Here is a 20,942-nt window from a genome sequence, read left to right on the forward strand (position 1 = left end):
GGACCATGACCGGCAGGACTAGGGCCAGGACGGTGGCCGACCCCTCCGCGGCGGCGACCGACGCGCCCGCCGAGGTGGAGACCCGTACCGCGCTGGGCGACCTCGGCCGGCGGCTGGCCGCCCGGCGACTGCAACTCGGCCTGACCAGGCGGCAGGCGGCGGCCCGCGCCGGAATGGCGGCCAGCTACCTCAGGTACCTGGAGGAGCACCCCGGCGCCGCGCCGGGCACGGGCGCCCTGATGAACCTGGCCCAGGCGCTGGAGACCACCGTCACCGAACTCACCGGCGGCGATGCCGACCTGCCGCCCGGCACCGGACGGGCCGGGCGCGCACCGGAGTTCAGCAAGTTGCGGCCCAGCGAGTGCCGCACCCTGCTGGCCATGCACGGAGTGGGGCGGCTCGCCGTGCCCACGGCCTCGGGGCCGGTGATCGTGCCGGTCAACTACACCGTCGTGGACGGCGCGATCGTCTTCCGGACCGCGCGCGGCGCCACCCCCTCCCTGGCCGCGGGACTCCAGGTGGCGTTCGAGGTGGACCGCATCGACGACGCGTTCAGCGAGGGCTGGAGCGTCCTGGTGCGCGGGCCCGCCCGCGCGGTCACCGACCGGCACGAGCAGCTCAGGCTGGCGGAGCGGGCGTACAGCATGCCCTGGGCCGGCGGCCCCCGGAGCGTGTGGGTGCGCATCGACCCCTTCACCATCACCGGGCGCCGGATCACCGTGTGAGGCGGTCCGGCGCCCGGCCTGGGCCACGGGCTGTCCGCCCGGCGCGGGAACGACGGAGCGACACCGCGGGGGATCGGTGCCGCTCCTGCCACCACTTTCGTGCGTGCCCCGCCCCGTCCATAGTGCCGATGGGCCCCCATGGGGGGCCACAGGTCCCTCGACCCGTGCGGCCCGCCGCGGCCCGGGCCGCTTCGGCCCCGGGAACGGGCCACTCGGCCCATCCCGCGGACGGGCCCGTGGCCGCACGCTGAAGGTGTCCCAGGAAGGGACCCCCGTCTCCGGGAGGACGCCATGAACGGCACTCCGACCGTCGTGAACGACGTGATGACCCGCACGGTGGTCGCCCTGCGCACCGGCGCGGCCTTCAAGGAGATCGTGCAGGCGATGCAGGACTGGGGAGTGAGCGCCCTCCCCGTGCTGGACGCCGACGGCCGGGTCGTGGGCGTGGTCTCCGAGGCCGACCTGCTGCCCAAGGAGGAGTACCGCGAGGGCGACCCGGACCGGTACGCGCAGGTCCAGCACCTCGCCGACCTCCGCAAGGCGGACGCGGTGACCGCGGCGGAGCTGATGACCTACCCGGCCGTCACCGTGCCGCCCGAGGCCACCCTCGCCCACGCGGCGCGGGTCATGGCCCGCCGCAGGGTCAAGCGCCTGCCGGTCGTCGGCCAGGACGGAACCCTCCAGGGCGTCGTCAGCCGCTCCGACCTCCTGAAGGTGTTCCTGCGCGCCGACGAGGACATCGCCGAGGACGTCGGCCGGGAGGTCGTGGTGAGGCTGTTCGGCACCGCGGACGCCCCGGTGCGGGTCGAGGTGCGCGAGGGGGTGGTCACCCTCACCGGACGCGTCCACGACGCGGTGCTCGTGCCGCTCGCCGTCCTGCTGACACGGTCGGTGCCGGGCGTCGTCGACGTGCACTGCGCCCTGACCGGCCCGCGCCGCCACCCGCACGCCGGTCCGGAACTCCCGGAGCCGCGCCGCACGGCCCCCGCCTGACGGCGGCCGACGGCAGACGGAGCCGAGAGGAGGCCAGCACCGATGCCGGCGAAGACGTCCCGCAGGAACAGGCCCGCCGTCCGGCTGTGGCGTTGGCGGCGCAACGCGCTGCGCAGGCACAGCGACGTCGTCGAGGCGTGGATCGTGCTCGGCGTCTGGCTCCTCGTCCTGGTCGGCGGAGCGGTGGCGGGCCTGGTGACGGCACGGACGGTGGACTCGGACCTCGCCGCGCGCCGGGCCCGGGCGCACCCGGTCTCCGCCGTGGTCACCGACGTCACGCCGGTGACGCCGGCCGCGACGAGCGCCCGCGACGACGGCCGGGTGTGGGTCGCCGTGCGGTGGACCGACGCGGCCGGCTCGGTGCACCAGGCCCGGACCAGGATGCTGCCGGACGCCCTGACGGGCACCCGGCTCACGGTCTGGACGGACGGGGCCGACCGAGTGGTGGCGAAGCCTCTGGGCAGGACGGAGGCGGCCGTCCAGGCGGCTCTGACCGGCGTCCTCTTCGGCCCCCTCGCCGCCGGGACGATCTGGGCGGGCGGCCGCCTGCTCCGAGCCGGGCTCGTACGCCGTCGCCTGACCGAATGGGACGAGGAGTGGAAACGGGTCGGCCCCGAGTGGCGCAAACTCAGCGGCGGACGGGGGTGAGGGGGCGGTTTCAAGGATGCCCACCCCACGGAATCCGGGCCGTGCGCCGCGGCGCACGGCCCACCCCACGGCCTCTCAGTCGTCGGCGTCTCAGTCGTCGGTGGATGTGAGGTGGCAGTCCACGCCGACCACGCCCTCGACGGCGCGGACCATGCCGACCGCCAGCGGGATGCGGGCCGCGTCCGTGACGCGGCCGGTCAGGGTGGCGACGCCGTCCGAGACCGTGATGTGCACGGGCTCGGCAGGGGCCGGGAAGAGGACGTCGACGACGTCGCGCCGGATCTCGTCGGCGAGGTCGCCGTCCGGGCGCAGGAACACCTTGAGCAGGTCCGAGCGGCTGACGACGCCTTCGAGCACCCCCTCGGTGTTCACCACCGGCAGCCGCTTGACGCGCCGCATGGCCATGATCCGTGCCGCCTCGGCGAGCGTGGCGTCGGCGTGCACGGTGACGGCCGGGGTGCTCATCACCTCGTCCGCCGTCACCGCCCCGGCCTTGGCCAGGTCGGGCAGCCGGCGGAGCTGGGTGCGCCGGTCCGGATCGCTGTCGCGGAACTCCTCCTTGGGCAGCAGATCGGCCTCGGAGACCACACCGATCACCCGGCCGTCGCCCTCCAGCACGGGCAGCGCACTGACCTTCCACTGCTCCATGCGCTCGACGATGTCCTTGAACGGGGCCTTGCGGCCGACCGCGACGACGGCACGCGTCATCACGTCGTTCACCCGGTACGGGCTGCCTGCCATGGTGTCCTCCTCACCGGGCCGGGTGCTCACACCAGGCCGCCGCTGCCGTAGGGGGCGTAGAGGTCGAGCAGCCGGATCCGGGACGCGTGCAGCCGCTGCGCGACCACCCGCCCGACCCAGACCGCGATCGCCCGGCCGAACTCCGGGTCCGCGGCGCACATCTCCAGGACGGTCCCGGCGTCGAACTCCCAGGCCCGCACCGGGCTCAGCGCCTCGGCGCCCAACTGCCAGATGTGCGGCGGGTAGTGCCAGGACCAGCCGACCAGGTCGCCGTGGCCGAGCGACTCGATGACGGCCGGACGGCGGCCGGGCACCCGCAGGTCCAGGGCCACGGTGCCGGTCCGCACGATCCAGAAGCGGTCGGCACGCCTGCCTTCCTCGAACAGGCGGGTACCGCTCTCGAACGAGGCCTCGCGGGCGGCCCGCATCAGGCTTTCACGGTGCTCGGCGGGCAGAGCCGCGTTCAAGGTGGTGGTGGCGGAGGTCATGGCACCGGCTCCCTTCATGGCGTCTGCTGCCAGCGTGGGCCTCCCGGGCCCCTGGCACCACGGGCCGCTCGGGCCCGACTCCGGGGCCCTTCGGCCCGGACGTGCACGCCGGGAAGGGCGAGCGGCGGGACGGACGCACGGCGGGACGGACGTACGACGGGGACGGCGTGACGGCGGGAAGGACGCCATCCGCTTCTCGTGGATCCTGATTGCGCGGTGCACGGCCGTGAGCCGCTTCTCCGCGTCTCCAAGGAGTCCTTCCCGCTACCTCCAGCAGACCACGGGAAGCGCCGGTCCACCAGTAGTGCCCCGCCGCCGTTCCCTCCGGCCCCCCAGCCGCTCCAGCCCCTCGTCACTCCCCGGACAGGTCGAGCAGCACCTTGGAGGCGACGGTGCGGTCCCGGGCCGCGGCGAAGGCGGCGGCCGACCGCTCCAGCGGGAACACATGGGTGACGGCGGGCTCCACGTGCAGTCCCTCGGCCAGCAGCGTCAGCGCCTCGTCGAACTCGGTGTCGAAGCGGAACGCCCCGCGCAGCTCCAGCTCCCGCGTCACCGTGACGTTGCCGAGCAGCCCGATCTCGCCCGGCGGCAGCAGGCCCAGCAGTACGACCGTGCCGCCGCGGCGCGCCCGCTTCACGCAGGTGCGCAGCCCCGCGGGCGCGCCGGACGCCTCGACGGCGACGTCGAAGTCGCCGGACCAGGCCGCATCGGCGGGCCGGTCCGCGCGCACCGTGGCGGTGGCGCCCATCGCCTCGGCGATCCGCAGCGGCTCCTCGTGCAGATCGCTGACGACGATCTCGGCCGCCCCTGCGTGCCGCAGCGCCGCCACGACCAGGCAGCCGATGGGACCGGCGCCGGTGACCAGGACCCGCCTGCCCCGGACCTCGCCCGCCCGGCGCACGGCGTGCAGCGCCACCGACAGCGGCTCGGCGAGCACCGCGCGGCGCAGGCTCAGGCCGGGCGGCAGCGGCCGGACCTGGTCGGCGGGCACGCTGACGAGCTGGGCGAAGCCGCCCTGCACGTGCGGGGTGTGGGCGGCGCTGCCCAGGTAGCGGGTATGGCCGCAGATGTTGCGCCGGCCGCGCGCGCACTCCTCGCAGGCGCCGCAGGGGGTGGCGGGATGGATCGCGACGGGAGTGCCCGGTGCCGGCCCGTCCGCTACGCCGGCGCCGGGCCCGAGGTCGGCGACATGGCCGACCACCTCGTGCCCGAGCACCATCGGCTCGCGCAGCGCGAAGTCACCCACCCTGCCGCTGTGGTGGTAGTGCAGATCGGATCCGCAGATCCCGCCGAGGGCGACGGCGACCGCGATCTCACCCGGTCCGGGGCCGGTGAACGGCCGCTCCTCGATCCGCAGGTCGCCGGCTCCGTGGACGACACAGGCTCGCATGGTCAGGGGCTCCTTCACGGTCACAGGACGGAGAGCATGCCGCCGTCGACGTACAGCAGCTGCCCGTTGACGAAGTCGGAGGCGGGGGAGGACAGGAAGAGCAGGGCGCCGACGAGGTCCGCGACGTCGCCCCAGCGCCCGGCCGGGGTACGCCCGCGCACCCAGGCGCTGAACTCCTGGTCGGCGACCAGCGCGGAGGTCAGCTCGGTGTCGAAGTAGCCGGGGCCGATGCCGTTGACCTGGATGCCGTGCGGCCCGAGGTCGGCGCACATGCCCTTGGTCAGCATCTTCAGGCCGCCCTTGGTGGCGGAGTAGGGCGCGATGCCGGGGCGCACCACCTCGCTCTGCAGCGAGCAGATGTTGACGATCTTGCCCTGCCCGCGCGGCACCATGCGCCGGGCGACCTCGCGGCCGACCAGGAAGGCGCTGGTGAGGTTGGTGTCCAGCAGGCCGTGCCAGTCCTCGTCGGTGAAGTCGAGCAGGGGCGCGCGGCGCTGGGCCCCGGTGTTGTTCACCAGGACGCCGATCGGCCCCACCCGGTCCTCGATCCGGGCGACGGCGGCGGTGACCGCGGCGGAGTCGGTGACGTCGAACGCCTCCGCGACGACCGCCTCCCCGAACTCCGCCGCCAGCTCCGCGCGGGCCGACTCCAGCGCCACGGCGTCGCGACCGTTGAGGACCACCGTGCAGCCCGCCTCCAGCAGCCCCCGGGCGAGCGCCTTGCCGATGCCGCGACTCGATCCGGTGACCAGGGCCACCTTGCCGGTCACGTCGAAAAGGGGGTGGCTCATCTGTGTCGTCCTCCAGGGTGGCCTCGACCGCGATGCACTGCAGTTCTTCCCATTCAGTGGAAAGGCTGCCTGCTCAACGGAAAGCATCGTGGTCATGTCCGTGACTCGCTGTCAACCGCTGAATGAAAGGCCTTTCCGGTCAATGGAAAACCGCGGGAGAACTGCGTACGCTGCCACCCGTGACCTCCAGTGACTCCAGAGATCCCGCCGCCGCCCCGGCGGACGTCGTGGGCCGGGCGATCCGGCTGCTCGTCCTGGTCGGCGAGCACGCGCACGGCAGCACCCTGTCCGCGCTGGCCCGGGAGAGCGGTGTCCCCGTGAGCACCGCGCACCGGCTGCTCGGCACGCTGCGCCGTGAGGGCCTGGTGGAGTTCGAGCCCGACGGCAAGCGCTACAGGCCCGGCCTCAAGCTGTTCCAGCTCGGCCAGCAGGCCGGACAGGCCTACGGATTCGCCGGCACCGCCCTGCCCGTGATGCAGCGCGTGACCCGGCAGACCGAGGAAGCCACCCTGATGTCCGTGCTCGACGGCGCCCGGCACCTGTACGTGCACTACGTCGACGGGCCGCTGCCGGTCGGCGTGCGCAGCGAGCCGGGCCGGCACGGGCCGCTGCACTGCACCTCGATGGGCAAGGTGCTGATGGCCTTCGCCCCCGACGACGTGCGCGCCGATCTGCTGGACCGCGTGGAGCTGACGCCGCACGGGCCGAACAGCATCACCGACCGCGACGTCCTGCGCGCGGAGGTGGCCCGCGCCGCCGACCTCGGGTACGCGACGGTCGACGAGGAGCACCATGCCGGGCTGCGCGCCGTGGCCGTCCCGATCCTGCGCGCGGACGGGAGCCTCTTCGGCGCCCTGTCCACCGCCGCCCCCGCCTTCCGGCGCGAACTGGACGACCTGGTGGCACTGGTTCCCGTGCTGCGGTCGGCCGCCGCGGAACTGGGGGTCCGACTGCCCGCCCGCTGAGCCGGGCGATCCGGCTCTGGACGGCGGCGGAGGCGCTGGGTTAGCCTCCGTGTCCAGAGTTGGATTTCCAGTCTAGTTTTCCGGGTGGCCACCGATGGACCACGTCATGGACGGCGCCGAGCCGGACCGCCGCGCCGGTGCGGCGACCTCGGCGGCCGCCGAGGCGGACGAGCACCTCATCCGGGAGACGGAGAAGATCGCCGTCGCCCTCGGACGCATGTTCCCGGGCCTGTGCGAAGTCGTCCTGCACGACCTGCGCGACCCCCGGCACGCCGTCCGGGCGATCGAGAACAACCTCTCGGGCCGCCGGGTCGGGGACTCCGCGACCGAGCTGGGCCTCGCCCGGATCGCCGACCCGGAGTACCCGGGCGTCATCCAGAACTACCCCAACCGGTTCCCCGACGGCCGCCCGGCCAAGAGCACCTCGATCGGCATCAAGAACGCGGCCGGCGACTACGTCGCCGCCCTCTGCCTGAACCTCGACGTCTCCGTGCTCTCACCCGTCACGCTCGCCCTGTCCAACCTCGTCGCCACCGACGACGACCACCGCGACCAGCCGCTGGAGACCCTGCGCGACCGCAACGCCCGGGAACTGCGCCGGGCCGTCGAGACGCTCGCCGCCGAGCGCGGCGGGACACCGCGTTCGCTGAGCCGCGACGCCAAGAAGGCACTCGTACGGCATCTGCACGCCGAGGGGTACTTCGACTCGCGCGACGCCGCCCAGACCATCGCCGACCTGCTCGGCGTGTCCCGCGCCACCGTCTATAACTACACCAGGTGAGAGGCCGCCCATGACCGCCGCGGACCACCGTCTGCCGCTCATCGCCGAGGAGCGGACCGCCGCCCCCGCTTCCGCCCGGACCCTGGCCGACCCCGACACGCCGTTCGCGGTCGTCGACGCGCACCGGGTGCGGCGCAACATCGCCCGGCTCGCCCGGCGCGCCGACCGCCTCGGCGTCACCCTGCGCCCGCACGTCAAGACGGCCAAGAGCCTCGACGTCGCCGCGCTCCCGCACGACGGCGCACCCGGCCCCGTGACCGTCTCCACCCTCGCCGAGGCCGAGGCGTTCGCCGACGGCGGTCACACCGACATCACCTACGCCGTCGGCATCGACCCGCACAAGCTGCCCCGGGTGATCGCCCTGCTGCGCCGAGGCGTCACCCTGCGCGTCCTGCTCGACAGCGCCGAGCAGGCGGCGTCCGTGGCCGAAGCGGCCAGGGAGGCGGGCATCGCCGTGCCCGCCCAGATCGAGATCGACTGCGACGGCCACCGCGGCGGCCTGCGGCCCGACGCGCCGGAGCTCGTCGGCATCGGCCGCGTCCTGCACGCCGCGGGCTGCCTCGACGGGGTCCTGACCCACGCGGGCGAGTCCTACTTCGCCCACACCGCCGAGGAGCGCCGCCGGGCGGCGGAGGGGGAGCGCGACGCCGCCGTCGCGGCCGCCGGACGGCTGCGCGCCGCCGGTCTGCCCGTGCCCGTGGTCAGTGTCGGCTCCACCCCCACCGCGCACGCCGCGGAGGATCTCACCGGGGTCACCGAACTGCGCGCCGGGAACTACGTCTTCTTCGACCTCGTGATGGCCGGCCTCGGCGTCTGCGACCTCGACGACCTCGCCCTGTCGGTCGTCGTCACCGTCATCGGCCACCGCCCCGAGTACGGCTGGATCATCACCGACGGCGGCTGGATGGCCATGTCCCGGGACCGCGGCACCTCCGCCCAGCCCCAGGACCAGGGGTACGGACTGGTCGCCGACCTCGGCGGCCGGCTCGTCCCCGGGCTCGTCATGACCGCCGCCAGCCAGGAGCACGGCACCCTCACCGCCCGCGACGGCGCCCGCCTGCCCGACCTGCCCATCGGCACCCGGCTGCGCGTCCTGCCCAACCACGCCTGCGCCACCGCCGCCCAGCACCAGGGCTACCACGTCGTCGACGGCACCCTGCCCGCCGAACCCGCCCCCGCGGTCCAGGCGGTCTGGAAACGCGTCACCGGCTGGTGACCCGCACCCCGCCGGCCGGCCGCGCCGGCCACCGTCCCGCCCGTCGCCCCCGCCCGCTCCTGCCGTAAGGAACCAGCATGGCCGCCGCATCACCCGTATCGTTCGACGACGTCCGGGAGGCCGCCGCACGCCTCCGCGGCATCGCCCACCGCACTCCCGTCCTCACCTCCCGCACGCTGAACTCGGCCGTCGGCGCCGAGGTGTTCGTCAAGTGCGAGAACTTCCAGCGGGTCGGCGCCTTCAAGTTCCGCGGCGCCTACAACGCCGCCGCCCGGCTCTCGCCCGGACAGCTCGCCAAGGGCATCGCCGCCTACTCGTCCGGCAACCACGCCCAGGCGACCGCGCTGGCCGCCCGGGAACTGGGCACCAGCGCCGTCATCCTGATGCCCGAGGACGCCCCCCGCTCCAAGCTGGCCGCCACCGCCGGATACGGCGCCGAGGTCGTCACGTACGACCGCTACGCCCAGGACCGCACCGCGCTCGGCGAAACCCTGGCCGAGGACCGCGGCCTGGCCCTGATCCCGCCCTACGACCACCCCGACGTCATCGCCGGCCAGGGCACGGCGGCCCTCGAACTGCTGGAGGAGACCGGGGAACTCGACGCGCTCCTGGTGCCGGTCGGCGGCGGCGGCCTCATCGCGGGCAGCGCCACCGCGGCCAAGGCGCTGCACCCCGGCATCCGCGTGATCGGCGTGGAACCCGAGGCGGGCGACGACACCAGGCTGTCCCTGGCCAGCGGCGCGCGCGTCACCATCCCGGTGCCCCGCACCATCGCCGACGGCCAGGCGCTCGCCACGCCCGGCGAGATCACCTTCCCGATCAACCAGCGCCTCGTCGACGCCGTCAGCGTCGTCAGCGACGAGGAGATCGTCCACACCATGCGGTTCGTCTTCGAACGCCTGAAGATCGTGCTCGAACCGAGCGGAGCGAGCGCCCTCGCCGCCCTCATGGCCGGGCGCGTCGACAACCCGCCCCGGCGGATCGGCGTCATCGCCTCCGGCGGCAACATCGACACCGAGAGGTTCGCCGCACTCCTCGCCCGCTGACCCTGTGACTTCTCCCACCTGCTCTTGCCGCGGCGGCCGGGGCCTCCTTACGTTCGGACGCATGTCCACCCATGGCCCCATCATTCCTGGCGAACCGGACGAACCCGTCGCGGCGGGCGAGCTCCCGGCGGACCGGCCCGGCACCGCCGAGCCGGTCGAGTTCACCGTCGACCTCAGCTCCCACGAGATGCTCCGGCGCACGCACACCGTGGCCGCCCTCGGCGCCGGCTGGGACCCCGTCGCGGCGCTGCACGGCGAGCAGGCCGCGTACGACCTGCTGTACTCCGGCCTCGACGACGAACAGCAGCGGCTGTACGAGGAGCTGATCGCGGCCGGTGTGCTGCCGCGGCGCGGCGGCGGCGATGCTGCCGCTTGACCCGCAGGCCGACATCGGCCGCCGGGCCTGGGTGGCCTGCCCCAACTGCGACGACCGCCGCGGCTGCGCCACCTGCGAGCAGGGGCGCCCGTGCCGGGGGCACTGGCGCTACCTGCTCTCCAACACCGGCAGCCTGCTGCACCTGCAGTGCCCCTCCTGCCGCCACGTCTGGAACCACGAGACGCACTTCGGCGCCACCCGCTCCCGGATGTGACGCGGGCCGGGACACGCGGCGCCGCTCAGCGGGCCCCCGTCCAGTTGTGGGCCACGTCGACGACCAGATGGCCCGACACCTGCTGGACCCGGAACGGCAGCCGGGCCCGGACGCCGAGACCCACCTGCGTCTCGCCCTCGAAGCTGCCGGCGAACCGGGTGTCCCGGAAGGTCCGGTACCCGTGGACGTTCACGCCCGGCAGGGTGCGGCCGACCCGCCCCGGGTAGGTGACCGCGCCGGTCGCCGGGTCGTAACTCGGCGCGCCGACGTGGACGTCCAGCACGGCCCCGCCGCCGACCGGGATCGTGTGCCCGGTGGCGCTCTGCCGCAGCCGGTTCACGTACCGGACGTAGTAGCCGACGGCGCGGCCGCCGCCCGGCACGTCGAACACCATGCGGTCGTAGCAGTCGTGCCGGCCGGTCCTGATGTTCTTCAGCGGCACCGCCCCGGTGGCCGTACCGCCCTTCGCTCCGCTGCCCCAGCCGGTCGGACAGGCCGTGGCCCGCGCGGCGGCCGCCGGAGCCGTGTCCGCGGCCGTCGCCACGCCGCCCAGTCCGGCGCCCGCCAGGACGAGAGCTGTCGCTATTACACCTGTTCTCCGCATGATGTCCCCCTTGGTCACGCCATGCTGTTATGGGATGAGACATGCGGATATGGCGAATGGTTGCACGCGGAGCGGGGGAATCTGCCGCGTGTTCGCCGGGGGCTCAGGACACGGGCGGCGCCCGGTGCGGGGCGGCGGGCATCGCGAGGTGCGCAAGGTCGCCCGGCGGCGGGGTCCGCACCGGCCACAGGGGAGCGGCTTCGCCGTCGGCGAGCGCGGCGGGAGCGTCGGTGAGGTTCATCCGCTCGCGCAGCCGGCCGTAGAAGTCCATCGGGCCCAGCCGGACCGCCTTGAGCCGGCGGGGGGCGGCGTACACCCCGATCCAGTCCCCGGGGTTCAGCACCCCGCGCACCTGGCCGTCGATGCTGACGGCGGCCGGCCCGGACCGTTCCAGCACCCGCAGCGCGATGGGCTCGTCCGGCGCGGCCACGACCGAGCGGTTGAACGCCATGTGCGGGGCGACCGGGGTGAAGATCAGCCCCTCGGCGCGGGGCGAGACCACCGGCCCGCCCGCGGCGAAGCTGTACGCCGTCGAGCCCGTGGGCGTGGCCACCAGCAGCGCGTCGGCCGAGTAGGCGGCGAGCAGCCGGCCGGCGAGATAGACGCCCACCGACACCTGCCGGTCCCGGGTCAGCTTCTCCAGCACCACGTCGTTCAGCGCGACGACGTTCAGGGCGACGCCCCAGTCGTCGCCGATCTCGCACTCCGCGCGCACCCGGGGCGGCGGCAGCATCGGACCGCGGCCGTAGCGCACCAGCGCCTCCATGGGCTCCGGCACCTCCAGCCGGCACGACGCCCGCAGGGTGAGCAGCATCCGGTTCTCGACCGTGATCCGCTCCTCCCGTACGGCGTCCAGCGCGGCGCGCACGGCCGGGGCGGGCACCTCCGTCAGGAAGCCCACCCGCCCGAGGTCGACACCCAGCACCAGGGCGTCGTTCTCGGCCGCCAGCCGGGCGCCGCGCAGGAAGGTCCCGTCGCCGCCCAGGGTGATGACCAGGTCCGGATCGCCGGCCGCGTCCATCTCCTCCCGGGCGCTGTGCCGCTCGCCCTCCTGCCACACGTCGATGTCGGCACAGGCCACCTCGTGCTCAGCGCACCACTCGCGCGCCGCACGCGCGGCGGCCACGGCCTCCGCCCGTCCGCCGTGCACGACGAGGCCGACACGGTTCACCGTCATAGCCGCCTCCCAGCCGGTTCGCCCAGAAACCCATCCTCGCCGGGAATCCCGGCGGGCACCTCCCGCGGGCGGGTTCCGTGCCGGTCCGAACCCGTCCGCGTCACCGCCGTGTCACAGGTGGGCCGCCGCGGAACCCCTGGTCAGGCTGCTCTGTCTGGGTGGGTGAGCGCCGGCGCCGAGCCGGCCGACCTGAGCACTTCGAACCATCGGGGGATCCCATGCCGTACCGCAGCACCGTCCGGGTCGCCACATCCGCCGCCGCCGTGATCGCGGCCGCCCTGTCGCTGGCGGCATGCCGGTCCGGCGGCGACGAGCCGGCCGCCGGGGCGTCCCCGGCACCGGCGGCCACCGCCGCTTCCCCCACCGCCTCCGCCGGACACGCCACCGCCCCCACGAGCCCGGCGCCCACGGCCTCCCGGCCCGCGGGCGCCGGCACCCCGGCCGCCACGGCGGCCCCCGCCTCACCGGCGTCCCACACCTCGGCGAAGCCCGCGCCGCCGTGCCCGGCGACGGCGCTGAAGACCAGCGCCCGCCAGGCCGCCGACCGCCCGGACGGCACCGGCACCGGCGCGGCGGTCGTGGAGTTCACCAACGTCTCCGGCGGGGCCTGCGTGCTGCGGGGCCACCCCACGGTGGCCGGGGCGGGCAACGGCTCGCCCGGCCACAACAAGCCGCTGTCGGTCACCGCGCAGGGCGCCGCGTCGAGCGTGCGGCTCGCACCGGGCGGCAGGGCGTGGGTGAAGCTGACCTTCGTCCAGGTGCAGGGTGAGGGCGACGGCTACTGCGCGTCCGGCGCCGAGCCCGCCGCCTACCCGACGCTGGTGGTCGGCCTGCCCGGGGCGGGAGCGCACCAGGTGGCGCTGGACGACGGAGTGTTCGCCGAGTGCGACGACACGGTCACGGCGACCGCGGTGACGTCCGTCGAGCCGGCCTGAACCGCGTCGGCCGGCCCCGCCGCGCACGGGCGAGGGCGGGGGCGGCCGACGTGGGGGCGGGGACGCGGCGGCCGGTTCCGTACCCTGGCGGCATGCGCATGCGCCCCACCCTGACCTGGACCCCCGCGGAGGACCTGCCGCCGGGCACCACTGACCTGGAGCCGGTCGCCGACGCGCTGAGCGGTGGCGGTGTGCTGGTGCTCAGCGGGGCCGGCATCTCCACCGAGTCGGGCATCCCCGACTACCGGGGCGAGGGCGGCAGCCTGAGCCGGCACACCCCGATGACCTACCAGGAGTTCACCGCGGACGCCCTGGCCAGGCGCCGGTACTGGGCGCGCAGCCACCTCGGCTGGCGCACCTTCGGCCGCGCGCGGCCCAACACCGGGCACCGGGCCGTGGCCGCCTTCGAACGGCACGGCCTGCTCTCGGGCCTGATCACCCAGAACGTCGACCGCCTGCACCAGGCGGCGGGCACCGCGAACGTCGTGGAGCTCCACGGCAGCCTGGACCGGGTCGTCTGCCTCTCCTGCGGCGCCCTCAGCCCGCGTCGCGACCTCGCCCGGCGCCTGGAGGAGGCCAACCCGGGCTTCGATCCGGTGGCCGCGGGCATCAACCCGGACGGTGACGCCGACCTGACCGACGACCAGGTCGGCGACTTCCGCGTGCTGCCCTGCACGGTCTGCGGCGGCATCCTGAAGCCCGACGTCGTGTTCTTCGGCGAAGCCGTGCCACCGGCGCGCGTCGAGCACTGCCGCAGGCTGGTCCGCGAGGCCTCCTCGCTGCTGGTCCTCGGCTCCTCCCTGACGGTGATGTCCGGCCTGCGGTTCGTCCGCCAGGCCGCCCAGTCCGGGAAACCGGTGCTGATCGTCAACCAGGACCCCACCCGAGGCGACCGCCACGCTCGTACCCGCGTCGCGCTCCCCCTGGGAGCGGCCCTCACCACGGTGGCCGCCCGGCTGGGCGTCCCCGTCGACGGCGGGACCGGGGACATGACGCGGCCCTGAGCCGTCGGCGGCTCCGCCAGGGCATCGGAGCCCTCGGCCGCCCGGCGGGACCTCAGGAGGCGCGGGCCGCCGTGGTGGCCACCGCGGTCCGGGACGCGCGTTCCACCAGCGAGACGCCGTCCTTCATGGTCTTGTTGCCGTCCGACAGGACCGCGACGAGGTAGTGGTGTCCGCCCGTGGTGATCCGGCCGACGCTGTTGACGTCCCACAGGTCGGTCGTGTCGCGCTGCAGCCAGCCGTTCTTCAGGGCCGGCCCGGAGCCGCCGGCCGCCGACACGCCCCAGGACTGGTCGTCGGCGACCTGGCCCATCAGCGTGCGGACGTAGGCACGGGACGCGGTGCCGAGCGCCGGCGCGGAGCCGGTCGTGGCGGCCTGCCCGGTGTCGAACACCGCGCGCAGCAGCCGTATCTGGTCGGCGGACGTGGTCCGGGTCAGACCCCACTTGCCGCCGGGGCCGCCCTGGGTCTCGGTCAGCCCCAGCCGCTTGTTCGCCGCCTTGAGGCCCGGCGCGAGACCGATGCGCCGCCACAGGGTGTTCGCCGCCGCGTTGTCGCTGTGCTCGATCATCTTCTTCGTCTGCGCGCGCTCCTGGGCGGTCAGGGCGCGCCCCGAGTCCTGCGCCTTGAGCAGCAGCGCGGCGAGGATGTCGACCTTGACGATGCTGGCCGTGTCATAGGCGGTGTCCTCGCCGAACACGGCGGGCGTGTGGCCCGGGCGGTCCAGGTCCAGGACCGCGGCGGTCACCCGCGCCTTGCCGTGCGCCCCGACCGACGCGGGGAAGTCCGCCGGGCCGGCGGCGGCCGGGGCCGCCGAGGCGGCGGAGGGCAGCAGCGTCGCCGCGGCGGCCGCGAGCGCGCCGCAGACGGCCGCGCGCTTGCCCGGGCGGGGGAGCAGGGGGGTTCGGAACGGCATGGTGGCAGGCCTCGGCGGTGCGGGGGACAGGGACACGGACTTGCGAACGTAGCCAGAACCCCCGGCCCGCGTAGTGACCGCTGCCACGAAAAGGCCCCTTCAGGGCGATTTGTGAGCAGAGCAACAGATCCCGATGGGCGCAGAATGAGACCAGGGAGGCGTCACAGGTCCGGGAGGCGTCATGAGCACATCAGGCGAGTCCAGGGTGTCCGGGCTCGAGGTCCGGTCCATCGACTACGTGCCCCTGAGCGAGCGGCACGGCAGGCTCTGGCACCTGGGCCCGCTGTGGTTCATGTCCAACGCGCAGATCGCCACCCTGGCGGTGGGGCTGATCAGCATCACGGAGGGCGGCAACCTGCTCTGGTCGCTGCTGGCCATCGTCGCCGGCACCGTCATCGGCACCTTCTTCATGGCCTTCCACTCGGCCCAGGGCCCCCAGCTCGGCCTGCCGCAGATGATCCAGTCCCGGCCCCAGTTCGGCTACGTCGGCGCCCTGCTGGTGTGGCTCTTCGCCTACGTCCAGTACGCCGGGTTCAACGTCTTCAACAGCATCCTCGCCGCCGACGCGCTGCACACCACGCTGCACGGAGGCGTCAGGTTCTGGGTGGTCGTGGTCACCGCGATCGCGCTCGTCATCGCCCTGGTGGGCTACGACATCATCCACAAGGCCGAACGCTTCCTGACCTACACCTTCCTGGTCGTCTTCGGCGTCTTCACCGTCGGGGTCCTGGTCAACCTGCACTACCCGGCGGGCTCCTTCGACGTCGGCGGCTTCCGGTGGACCCCGTTCCTCGCCCAGTTCGGCGTGGTCGCCGGCTACCAGATCAGCTGGGCCATCTACGTCTCGGACTACTCGCGCTACCTGCCGCCGGACGTGACGGTCCGCAAGACCTTCTACTGGACCTACTTCGGCTCCGCGCTCGGCGGCATCTGGCTGATGGTGCTCGGCACCCTGCTGGCCGCCTGGGCCGGCAAGGACTTCGAGACGATCCGGTCCATCAACGCCGCCGGCGACAAGGTGTTCGACGGGTTCGGCGCGATCGTGCTGCTCTTCGCCTCCCTGGGCCTGATCTCCGTCACCGCACTGAACATGTACGGCGGCTCGCTGACCCTCATCAGCGGCATGGACTCCTTCCGGCGGGTGCGGCCGACCCTGCGCGTACGGCTGCTGACCATCGGGCTGACCGCGGCGCTCTCGCTGGTCGGCGCGCTCGCCGCGACCGCCCACTTCCTGGAGAACTTCAACGACTTCCTGCTGCTGGTGCTCTACCTGTTCATCCCGTGGACCGCTGTGAACCTCATGGACTACTACGTCGTGCGCCGCGGTCACTACGCCATCGCCGAGATCTTCAACCCGCGCGGCATCTACGGCCGCTGGGGGTGGCACGGCATCATCGCCTACCTGGTCGGCTTCGCCGTCATGGTCCCGTTCTTCTCCGTCGGGAAGCTCTTCGTCGGCCCCGCCGCCGAGGCGCTCGGCGGAGCCGACATCTCGCTGTTCGTCGGGCTGCCGGTCTCCGCGCTCCTGTACTGGTGGCTGACGCGCTCCGTGGACGTGGAGGCCGAGACGCGCATCGCCGAGGCCGAGGCGGAGGCCCTGGAGCAGGCGGCGCACGAACACCGCGAACCCTGAGCGTCCGCACAGTGCGGCGTGGGGGTCGGCCTGCGGCGGTTAATTACCTGCGCGACGCAGGGGAATCGGGATATGTTTCTGCGTGGCGCAACCGATGTGCCGCGCAGTGTTCGCTGCGCGCCGTCCCGCGCCACCCCGAACCCCGACTCTCCTCCGAGGAGCCCCCATGCTCACCATCGCCGTCACCGGTGCGACCGGCGCCCAGGGCGGAGCCACCGCCCGCGCACTGCTCGGAGCCGGCCACCGCGTCCGCGCCCTCACCCGCGACCCGGCCGCACCGGCGGCCGCGGCCCTGGGCCGGCTCGGCGCCGACGTCCGCCGCGCCGACTTCGACGACCGCCCCTCCCTGGACGCGGCCCTCGCGGGCGCCGACTCCCTCTTCGCGGTGACCACCCCGTTCGGCACGGACACCGCGACCGAGGTGCGCCAGGGCAGGAACCTGCTCGACGCGGCGGCGGACGCCCGTCTCGGGCACGTCGTGCTCACCTCCGCGGCGCACGCCGACCGCCGCACGGGCATACCGCACTACGACAGCAAGGCCGAGATCGAGCGGCACCTGGTGACCACAGGCATTCCCTGGACGGTCGTCGCCCCGGCGGCCTTCATGGACAACTTCACCACCGGCTGGACGCTGGAGGGCCTGCGCGAGAACACCTTCGCCTGGCCCATGCCCGGGGACCGCCCCCTCACCCTCATCCCCGCCGAGGACATCGGCGCCTTCGCGGCCCTGGCCCTGGTCCGCCGCGCCGAGTTCACCGGCCGCCGGATCGACATCGCCTCGGACGAACTCACCGCCGTCGGGATCGCCGAAGTGCTGGCCGGCGTCACCGGCCTGCCGGTCGGACACCACGAGGTGCCCCTCGCCCAGGTCCGCACCCACTCGCACGACCTCGCGGCGATGTTCGGGTACTTCGGCACCACCGGCCTCGACGTCGACGTCAGCGCCCTGCGCCGCGCCCACCCCGAGGTCGGCTGGCACACCTTCGCCGGCTGGGCCGCCGCCCAGGACTGGCCCGGCCTGCTCGCCGCACCCGCCCACGCCCACGCCTCATGAGCGCTGCCGCACCGCGCGGCGCGACTCTCACTCCTCGTGGACCGGCATCCAGTGGTGCTCGCAGAACCAGCGGCCGAACAGCGCGCCCCCGTACACGACGAAGCCCACCCCGATCAGCCAGGACTCGACCACCAGCACCGTCCCGACCGCACCGTAGTTCAGCGCGTTGGTGACGATGAGCGGGGTGAAGACGAGGTACGAGAAGGCGCGCAACCCGGCCAGGCCGGCGACGGTGGCGATCGCGCCCGGCAGCAGACGGCGCCAGTTGACCTGGCCGCCCAGCAGGAAGCGCTGGCCCCACCAGAAGAACAGCACCCCGCTCAGCACCGACACCACGATCCGCGCCGTCCCGTGCAGCGCCGGCCGGGTCTGGACCTCCTGATAGAGGTAGCCGGTCAGCACCACGAGCCAGGTCGCCTGCCGCCAGACCCGGTGCCAGGGGCCGGCCGCGAGCCCCCAGACGCGTTCGTAGCCGTTCTGCACACTGCCGGCGAACGACACTCCGAACACGGCCAGCAGCACCAGGCTGAGCAGGCTGGTGGTGCCGATGACCTTGCGCGGTGGACTGACGATCCCGGTGAGCGCGTCGGCGGACTGGCCGGACAGGCCCATGCCGTCGGTGAGCCAGGACGCGAAACCGCCCCGCACCAGCGGATCTCCGGCCGCGACCACGATCAGCAGCGGAGCGAGCGTCACCAGGGCCAGTGTGGCGAACCCCATCGCCCGATGCATCAGTTCCAGATCCCGCCCGCGCCGGAACAGCACGCGCACACCGAGCCACTCCCACGCGCGGTGGAGGCCGCGCCGCCACTGCCTCACGGGTCCCTCCCGTGCTCGCCGCACCCGGGCTCGTCACCGACGGCCGTACGTCGCCCCCCCGGAGCGGGCGGGCACCGGTCGAGCCCCTGGTGCCATGATCCGACGAAAGGAGCCGCTCCGCTCGGTCCCCTCCGGAGGGCGGCACGCTCAGCTCCGGCTGCCGGGTCCCCGTCACCGGAGGGAGTACACCGGGCGAACGGCGCCGGGAGCCATGGCCCCCGAGCCGTTCCGCGGGCATCGTCACCCGGGCGTCTCCCGCACCGTGGTGGTCACGCGGACGAGGGAGGGCCGGGGCGGGGTGGAGCCGAAACCGAAGCGCACGGGCGGAGCGACGGGTGCGAGGGCGCCCAGGTTCCGGCCCTCGAACGAGGCCGTCGCCGAGGTGAGGGCGTGCAGATCACGCGCTCCGTACCACTCGCGCCGGCCCCCGCCCGCGCTCCCGCGCGTGCGTACGCCCATCAGCAGCCGGGCGAGCGGATCCGTCACGGCGGTCCAGGCCGGCGACGCGGCCAGCGCACCCGGGACGGCCCTCAGCAGCAGCCCCGTCGCTCCGCGCCGCCCCACGGTGAAGCACAGCCGCAGCAGCGACTCCGCCTCCACGGTCCAGGAGCGGTCGCCCGTGTGCACGCTCACCGGCACGACCCGTACCTCGTCGAAGGCGTACGTGCCGGCGATGAACCGCGCCGTGCGCGGGGTGGGGGCCATGAGCAGCCGGTGGCCGTCGGCCCGTTCGAGCATCACGTCGCTGAACGGGCCGAAGGGCGTGCGGACCCAGTGCCCCACCACCAGGCGGGTGCCGGAGGACGTTCCGACCCCCGCGATCCAGCCGTCGAAGCGCAGCGGAGCGGGCCGGGCCCGGTTCCGGGCGCGGCCGCTCGCCGGCGCGGGCCGTTCGGGGGGCGGCGTCATGGGACGGACCGCCCTGGCGGCTGCTAGACCGTCCCGCTCTCGGCGATCGTGACCTTGGCGCTCGGCGTGCCGCTGCGGCTGCCCAGCCCCTCGATGCGCTTCACCAGGTCCTGGCCCTCGACGACCTCGCCGAAGACGACGTGCTTGCCGTCGAGCCAGTCGGTGACGATCGTGGTGACGAAGAACTGCGAACCGTTGGTGTTCCGGCCCGCGTTCGCCATGCTCAGCAGGTACGGACGGTCGTGCTTGAGGTTGAAGTTCTCGTCCTCGAACTTCTCGCCGTAGATGCTCTTGCCGCCGGTGCCGTTGCCCCGGGTGAAGTCGCCGCCCTGGAGCATGAACTGCGGGATGATGCGGTGGAAAGAGGAACCGGCGTAACCGAAGCCGTTCTGGCCGGTGGCCAGCTCGCGGAAGTTCCTGGCGGTCTTGGGGACCACGTCGTCGAACAGCTTGAAGACGATCCGGCCGGCCGGCTCGTCGTTGATCGTGATGTCGAAGTACACGTTGTCACTCATGGCGATCAACCTACCGTCGAGCGGCGTCCCGGCGCGCGGAAGGGTCTGCCTGGACGCCCGGTGTCGTAGCCGGCGGCCGAGGCGACCCGGACTGCCGGCACCCTGCCAAACCCTACCGGAAGTCTCGCGGTGACATGATCGGCCCCAGGCGGCGCGCATGGGGTACCGGGCGAGAGGCGCCCGTCGCGGCCGAGGGCCGGACCGGGGACGAGCCGCCTTTCGCGGTCACGGCGGCCCCCTGCGAGCGCGGCCGGCTGCCGTACCCGCCGGGCCTCGTGCCACGGCTGGCCGACGTGCTCGGTTACCCACTCCCGCCACTGCTCCGCCGCGTGCCCGGCCGCCTCCCCGCCGGCGGACCGGCGCGCGGCCTCGCCCCCGGCCCCATTGACACCAGGATTTGAACACGTTCAAGATGATGTTGGCCGCTTCCTCGAGGCGCCGCTACCGGGCATGTGCGAGACGCGAGAGGCAAGGCCGTATGGCTGGCAACCAGCATCAAGCGATACGACGTGCATTCATGCGCGCTGCGTTGGGATGTGCGGTGACACTCCTGTTGGCCTCCTGCTCCGACTACCCAGTCGAGGTCACCACCGCTGATCAGCTGACGGGCGTGTGGTCGGACTGGACCGGGGCGACAGTCGAGTTCAAGGACGACGGCACCTTCACGGCCAAAGGCTTGGACAAGGTCTCGGACGTCGTCGACTCTGGGTGCTCCGGGTTCACCGAACGGCTACACGGATCCTGGTCTCCCACGTATGGCACGGTCACCTTCGACGGCGTGGACTGCAAGGACATGAGATTGGCCTTCCACGGCTCCCCGGATTCCTTCGTCGCCTGCTTCACTCGGGCCATGACTTCCGAGGGGTGCGCGAACGAATTCAACCGGAAGGAAGGCTGATCCGAGGGGCACCCACTCGAAACTAGACCCCACATACGCCTGGGGCCCTCGGTATTCGTAGCAGAGCACATCGGCAAGCAGGCCATTATGAGAAGGCGCGAGCAGAT

24 protein-coding genes are annotated in these 20,942 nt (G+C 73.7%); 14 read left to right on the forward strand and 10 right to left on the reverse strand.

The genetic code is table 11. From position 1 onward, the window contains the following. Window positions 1-5 precede the first annotated feature (5 nt). The 3 genes from ACZ7JA_RS31200 to ACZ7JA_RS31210 all read left to right on the forward strand — a co-directional run bounded on the left by ACZ7JA_RS31200 (window position 6) and on the right by ACZ7JA_RS31210 (window position 2,366). Window positions 6-725 carry a pyridoxamine 5'-phosphate oxidase family protein gene (locus ACZ7JA_RS31200; RefSeq protein ID WP_351666363.1) on the forward strand — a complete coding sequence of 240 codons (720 nt, stop codon included), beginning with the start codon at window positions 6-8 and terminating at the stop codon, window positions 723-725. Window positions 726-1,016: 291 nt separating this feature from the next. Further along, window positions 1,017-1,718 (forward strand): CBS domain-containing protein, encoded by a 702-nt coding sequence (locus tag ACZ7JA_RS31205; protein WP_470811701.1) that lies wholly within the window; start codon window positions 1,017-1,019, stop codon window positions 1,716-1,718. A gap of 42 nt (window positions 1,719-1,760) precedes the next feature. After that, on the forward strand, window positions 1,761-2,366 hold the full coding sequence (locus ACZ7JA_RS31210; RefSeq protein WP_470811703.1) for an Rv1733c family protein: 606 nt from the start codon (window positions 1,761-1,763) through the stop codon (window positions 2,364-2,366). A gap of 90 nt (window positions 2,367-2,456) precedes the next feature. Here the strand turns inward: ACZ7JA_RS31210 and ACZ7JA_RS31215 are convergent, their stop codons facing one another. The 4 genes from ACZ7JA_RS31215 to ACZ7JA_RS31230 all read right to left on the reverse strand — a co-directional run bounded on the left by ACZ7JA_RS31215 (window position 2,457) and on the right by ACZ7JA_RS31230 (window position 5,776). Continuing rightward, a complete protein-coding gene (locus ACZ7JA_RS31215) occupies window positions 2,457-3,107 on the reverse strand; it encodes a CBS domain-containing protein (RefSeq protein ID WP_351666366.1) in 651 nt (216 codons plus the stop codon). A gap of 26 nt (window positions 3,108-3,133) precedes the next feature. After that, window positions 3,134-3,595 carry a cyclic nucleotide-binding domain-containing protein gene (locus ACZ7JA_RS31220; RefSeq protein WP_393440893.1) on the reverse strand — a complete coding sequence of 154 codons (462 nt, stop codon included), beginning with the start codon at window positions 3,593-3,595 and terminating at the stop codon, window positions 3,134-3,136. A 352-nt stretch (window positions 3,596-3,947) separates the two neighbouring features. Continuing rightward, window positions 3,948-4,985, reverse strand: coding sequence for an L-idonate 5-dehydrogenase (locus ACZ7JA_RS31225; protein WP_470811705.1), 1,038 nt, complete (start codon window positions 4,983-4,985; stop codon window positions 3,948-3,950). Window positions 4,986-5,005: 20 nt separating this feature from the next. Next, window positions 5,006-5,776, reverse strand: a complete 771-nt coding sequence (locus ACZ7JA_RS31230) for an SDR family oxidoreductase (RefSeq protein ID WP_470811707.1) — start codon at window positions 5,774-5,776, stop codon at window positions 5,006-5,008. 179 nt (window positions 5,777-5,955) lie between these two features. Here ACZ7JA_RS31230 and ACZ7JA_RS31235 point away from each other — a divergent pair, with 179 nt between their 5' ends. From ACZ7JA_RS31235 to ACZ7JA_RS31260, 6 genes are all read left to right on the forward strand, one after another. Next, a complete protein-coding gene (locus ACZ7JA_RS31235; RefSeq protein WP_351666370.1) occupies window positions 5,956-6,741 on the forward strand; it encodes an IclR family transcriptional regulator in 786 nt (261 codons plus the stop codon). A gap of 106 nt (window positions 6,742-6,847) precedes the next feature. After that, window positions 6,848-7,522 carry a helix-turn-helix transcriptional regulator gene (locus ACZ7JA_RS31240; RefSeq protein ID WP_351666501.1) on the forward strand — a complete coding sequence of 225 codons (675 nt, stop codon included), beginning with the start codon at window positions 6,848-6,850 and terminating at the stop codon, window positions 7,520-7,522. A gap of 10 nt (window positions 7,523-7,532) precedes the next feature. Next, entirely contained in the window at window positions 7,533-8,738 is a 1,206-nt protein-coding gene (locus ACZ7JA_RS31245) for an alanine racemase (RefSeq protein WP_470811709.1), read from the forward strand. A gap of 77 nt (window positions 8,739-8,815) precedes the next feature. Further along, the gene (locus tag ACZ7JA_RS31250; protein WP_470811711.1) at window positions 8,816-9,784 is read left to right on the forward strand and encodes a threo-3-hydroxy-L-aspartate ammonia-lyase; all 969 of its coding nucleotides are present in this window, start codon (window positions 8,816-8,818) and stop codon (window positions 9,782-9,784) included. Between the two features lie 61 nt (window positions 9,785-9,845). Then, on the forward strand, window positions 9,846-10,160 hold the full coding sequence (locus ACZ7JA_RS31255; RefSeq protein ID WP_389298150.1) for a DUF6400 family protein: 315 nt from the start codon (window positions 9,846-9,848) through the stop codon (window positions 10,158-10,160). After that, window positions 10,147-10,374, forward strand: a complete 228-nt coding sequence (locus tag ACZ7JA_RS31260) for a hypothetical protein (RefSeq protein WP_351666374.1) — start codon at window positions 10,147-10,149, stop codon at window positions 10,372-10,374. Before ACZ7JA_RS31255 ends, ACZ7JA_RS31260 begins: the two co-directional genes overlap by 14 nt. Before the next feature lie 25 nt (window positions 10,375-10,399). Here the strand turns inward: ACZ7JA_RS31260 and ACZ7JA_RS31265 are convergent, their stop codons facing one another. Both ACZ7JA_RS31265 and ACZ7JA_RS31270 read right to left on the reverse strand, forming a co-directional pair. Then, window positions 10,400-10,978: an AMIN-like domain-containing (lipo)protein gene (locus ACZ7JA_RS31265; RefSeq protein ID WP_389298894.1), complete on the reverse strand. Its 579-nt coding sequence runs from the start codon at window positions 10,976-10,978 to the stop codon at window positions 10,400-10,402. Between the two features lie 103 nt (window positions 10,979-11,081). Continuing rightward, window positions 11,082-12,155 carry an NAD(+)/NADH kinase gene (locus ACZ7JA_RS31270; RefSeq protein ID WP_389450376.1) on the reverse strand — a complete coding sequence of 358 codons (1,074 nt, stop codon included), beginning with the start codon at window positions 12,153-12,155 and terminating at the stop codon, window positions 11,082-11,084. A 218-nt stretch (window positions 12,156-12,373) separates the two neighbouring features. Between ACZ7JA_RS31270 and ACZ7JA_RS31275 the strand changes: the two genes are divergently transcribed. Beyond that, window positions 12,374-13,090, forward strand: a complete 717-nt coding sequence (locus ACZ7JA_RS31275; protein ID WP_389298155.1) for a DUF4232 domain-containing protein — start codon at window positions 12,374-12,376, stop codon at window positions 13,088-13,090. 92 nt (window positions 13,091-13,182) lie between these two features. Continuing rightward, window positions 13,183-14,094 (forward strand): NAD-dependent protein deacetylase, encoded by a 912-nt coding sequence (locus ACZ7JA_RS31280; RefSeq protein WP_470811714.1) that lies wholly within the window; start codon window positions 13,183-13,185, stop codon window positions 14,092-14,094. A 52-nt stretch (window positions 14,095-14,146) separates the two neighbouring features. On the opposite strand, the gene ACZ7JA_RS31285 is transcribed toward ACZ7JA_RS31280, so the two are convergent. Beyond that, entirely contained in the window at window positions 14,147-15,007 is an 861-nt protein-coding gene (locus ACZ7JA_RS31285) for a serine hydrolase (RefSeq protein ID WP_470811716.1), read from the reverse strand. Between the two features lie 181 nt (window positions 15,008-15,188). Between ACZ7JA_RS31285 and ACZ7JA_RS31290 the strand changes: the two genes are divergently transcribed. Next, on the forward strand, window positions 15,189-16,640 hold the full coding sequence (locus ACZ7JA_RS31290) for a purine-cytosine permease family protein (protein ID WP_389298160.1): 1,452 nt from the start codon (window positions 15,189-15,191) through the stop codon (window positions 16,638-16,640). Window positions 16,641-16,806: 166 nt separating this feature from the next. Continuing rightward, window positions 16,807-17,694, forward strand: coding sequence for an NmrA/HSCARG family protein (locus ACZ7JA_RS31295; protein ID WP_470811718.1), 888 nt, complete (start codon window positions 16,807-16,809; stop codon window positions 17,692-17,694). Between the two features lie 27 nt (window positions 17,695-17,721). On the opposite strand, the gene ACZ7JA_RS31300 is transcribed toward ACZ7JA_RS31295, so the two are convergent. From ACZ7JA_RS31300 to ACZ7JA_RS31310, 3 genes are all read right to left on the reverse strand, one after another. After that, window positions 17,722-18,513 carry a ribonuclease BN gene (locus tag ACZ7JA_RS31300; RefSeq protein WP_351666381.1) on the reverse strand — a complete coding sequence of 264 codons (792 nt, stop codon included), beginning with the start codon at window positions 18,511-18,513 and terminating at the stop codon, window positions 17,722-17,724. A gap of 240 nt (window positions 18,514-18,753) precedes the next feature. Then, window positions 18,754-19,422: a hypothetical protein gene (locus tag ACZ7JA_RS31305; protein WP_404028842.1), complete on the reverse strand. Its 669-nt coding sequence runs from the start codon at window positions 19,420-19,422 to the stop codon at window positions 18,754-18,756. 23 nt (window positions 19,423-19,445) lie between these two features. Continuing rightward, window positions 19,446-19,937, reverse strand: coding sequence for a peptidylprolyl isomerase (locus tag ACZ7JA_RS31310; protein WP_389298168.1), 492 nt, complete (start codon window positions 19,935-19,937; stop codon window positions 19,446-19,448). A gap of 478 nt (window positions 19,938-20,415) precedes the next feature. Between ACZ7JA_RS31310 and ACZ7JA_RS31315 the strand changes: the two genes are divergently transcribed. Next, entirely contained in the window at window positions 20,416-20,835 is a 420-nt protein-coding gene (locus tag ACZ7JA_RS31315) for a hypothetical protein (RefSeq protein WP_470811721.1), read from the forward strand. The last annotated feature ends 107 nt before the right edge of the window (window positions 20,836-20,942 follow it).

The organism is Streptomyces sp. NPDC038135 (genome assembly GCF_055601245.1).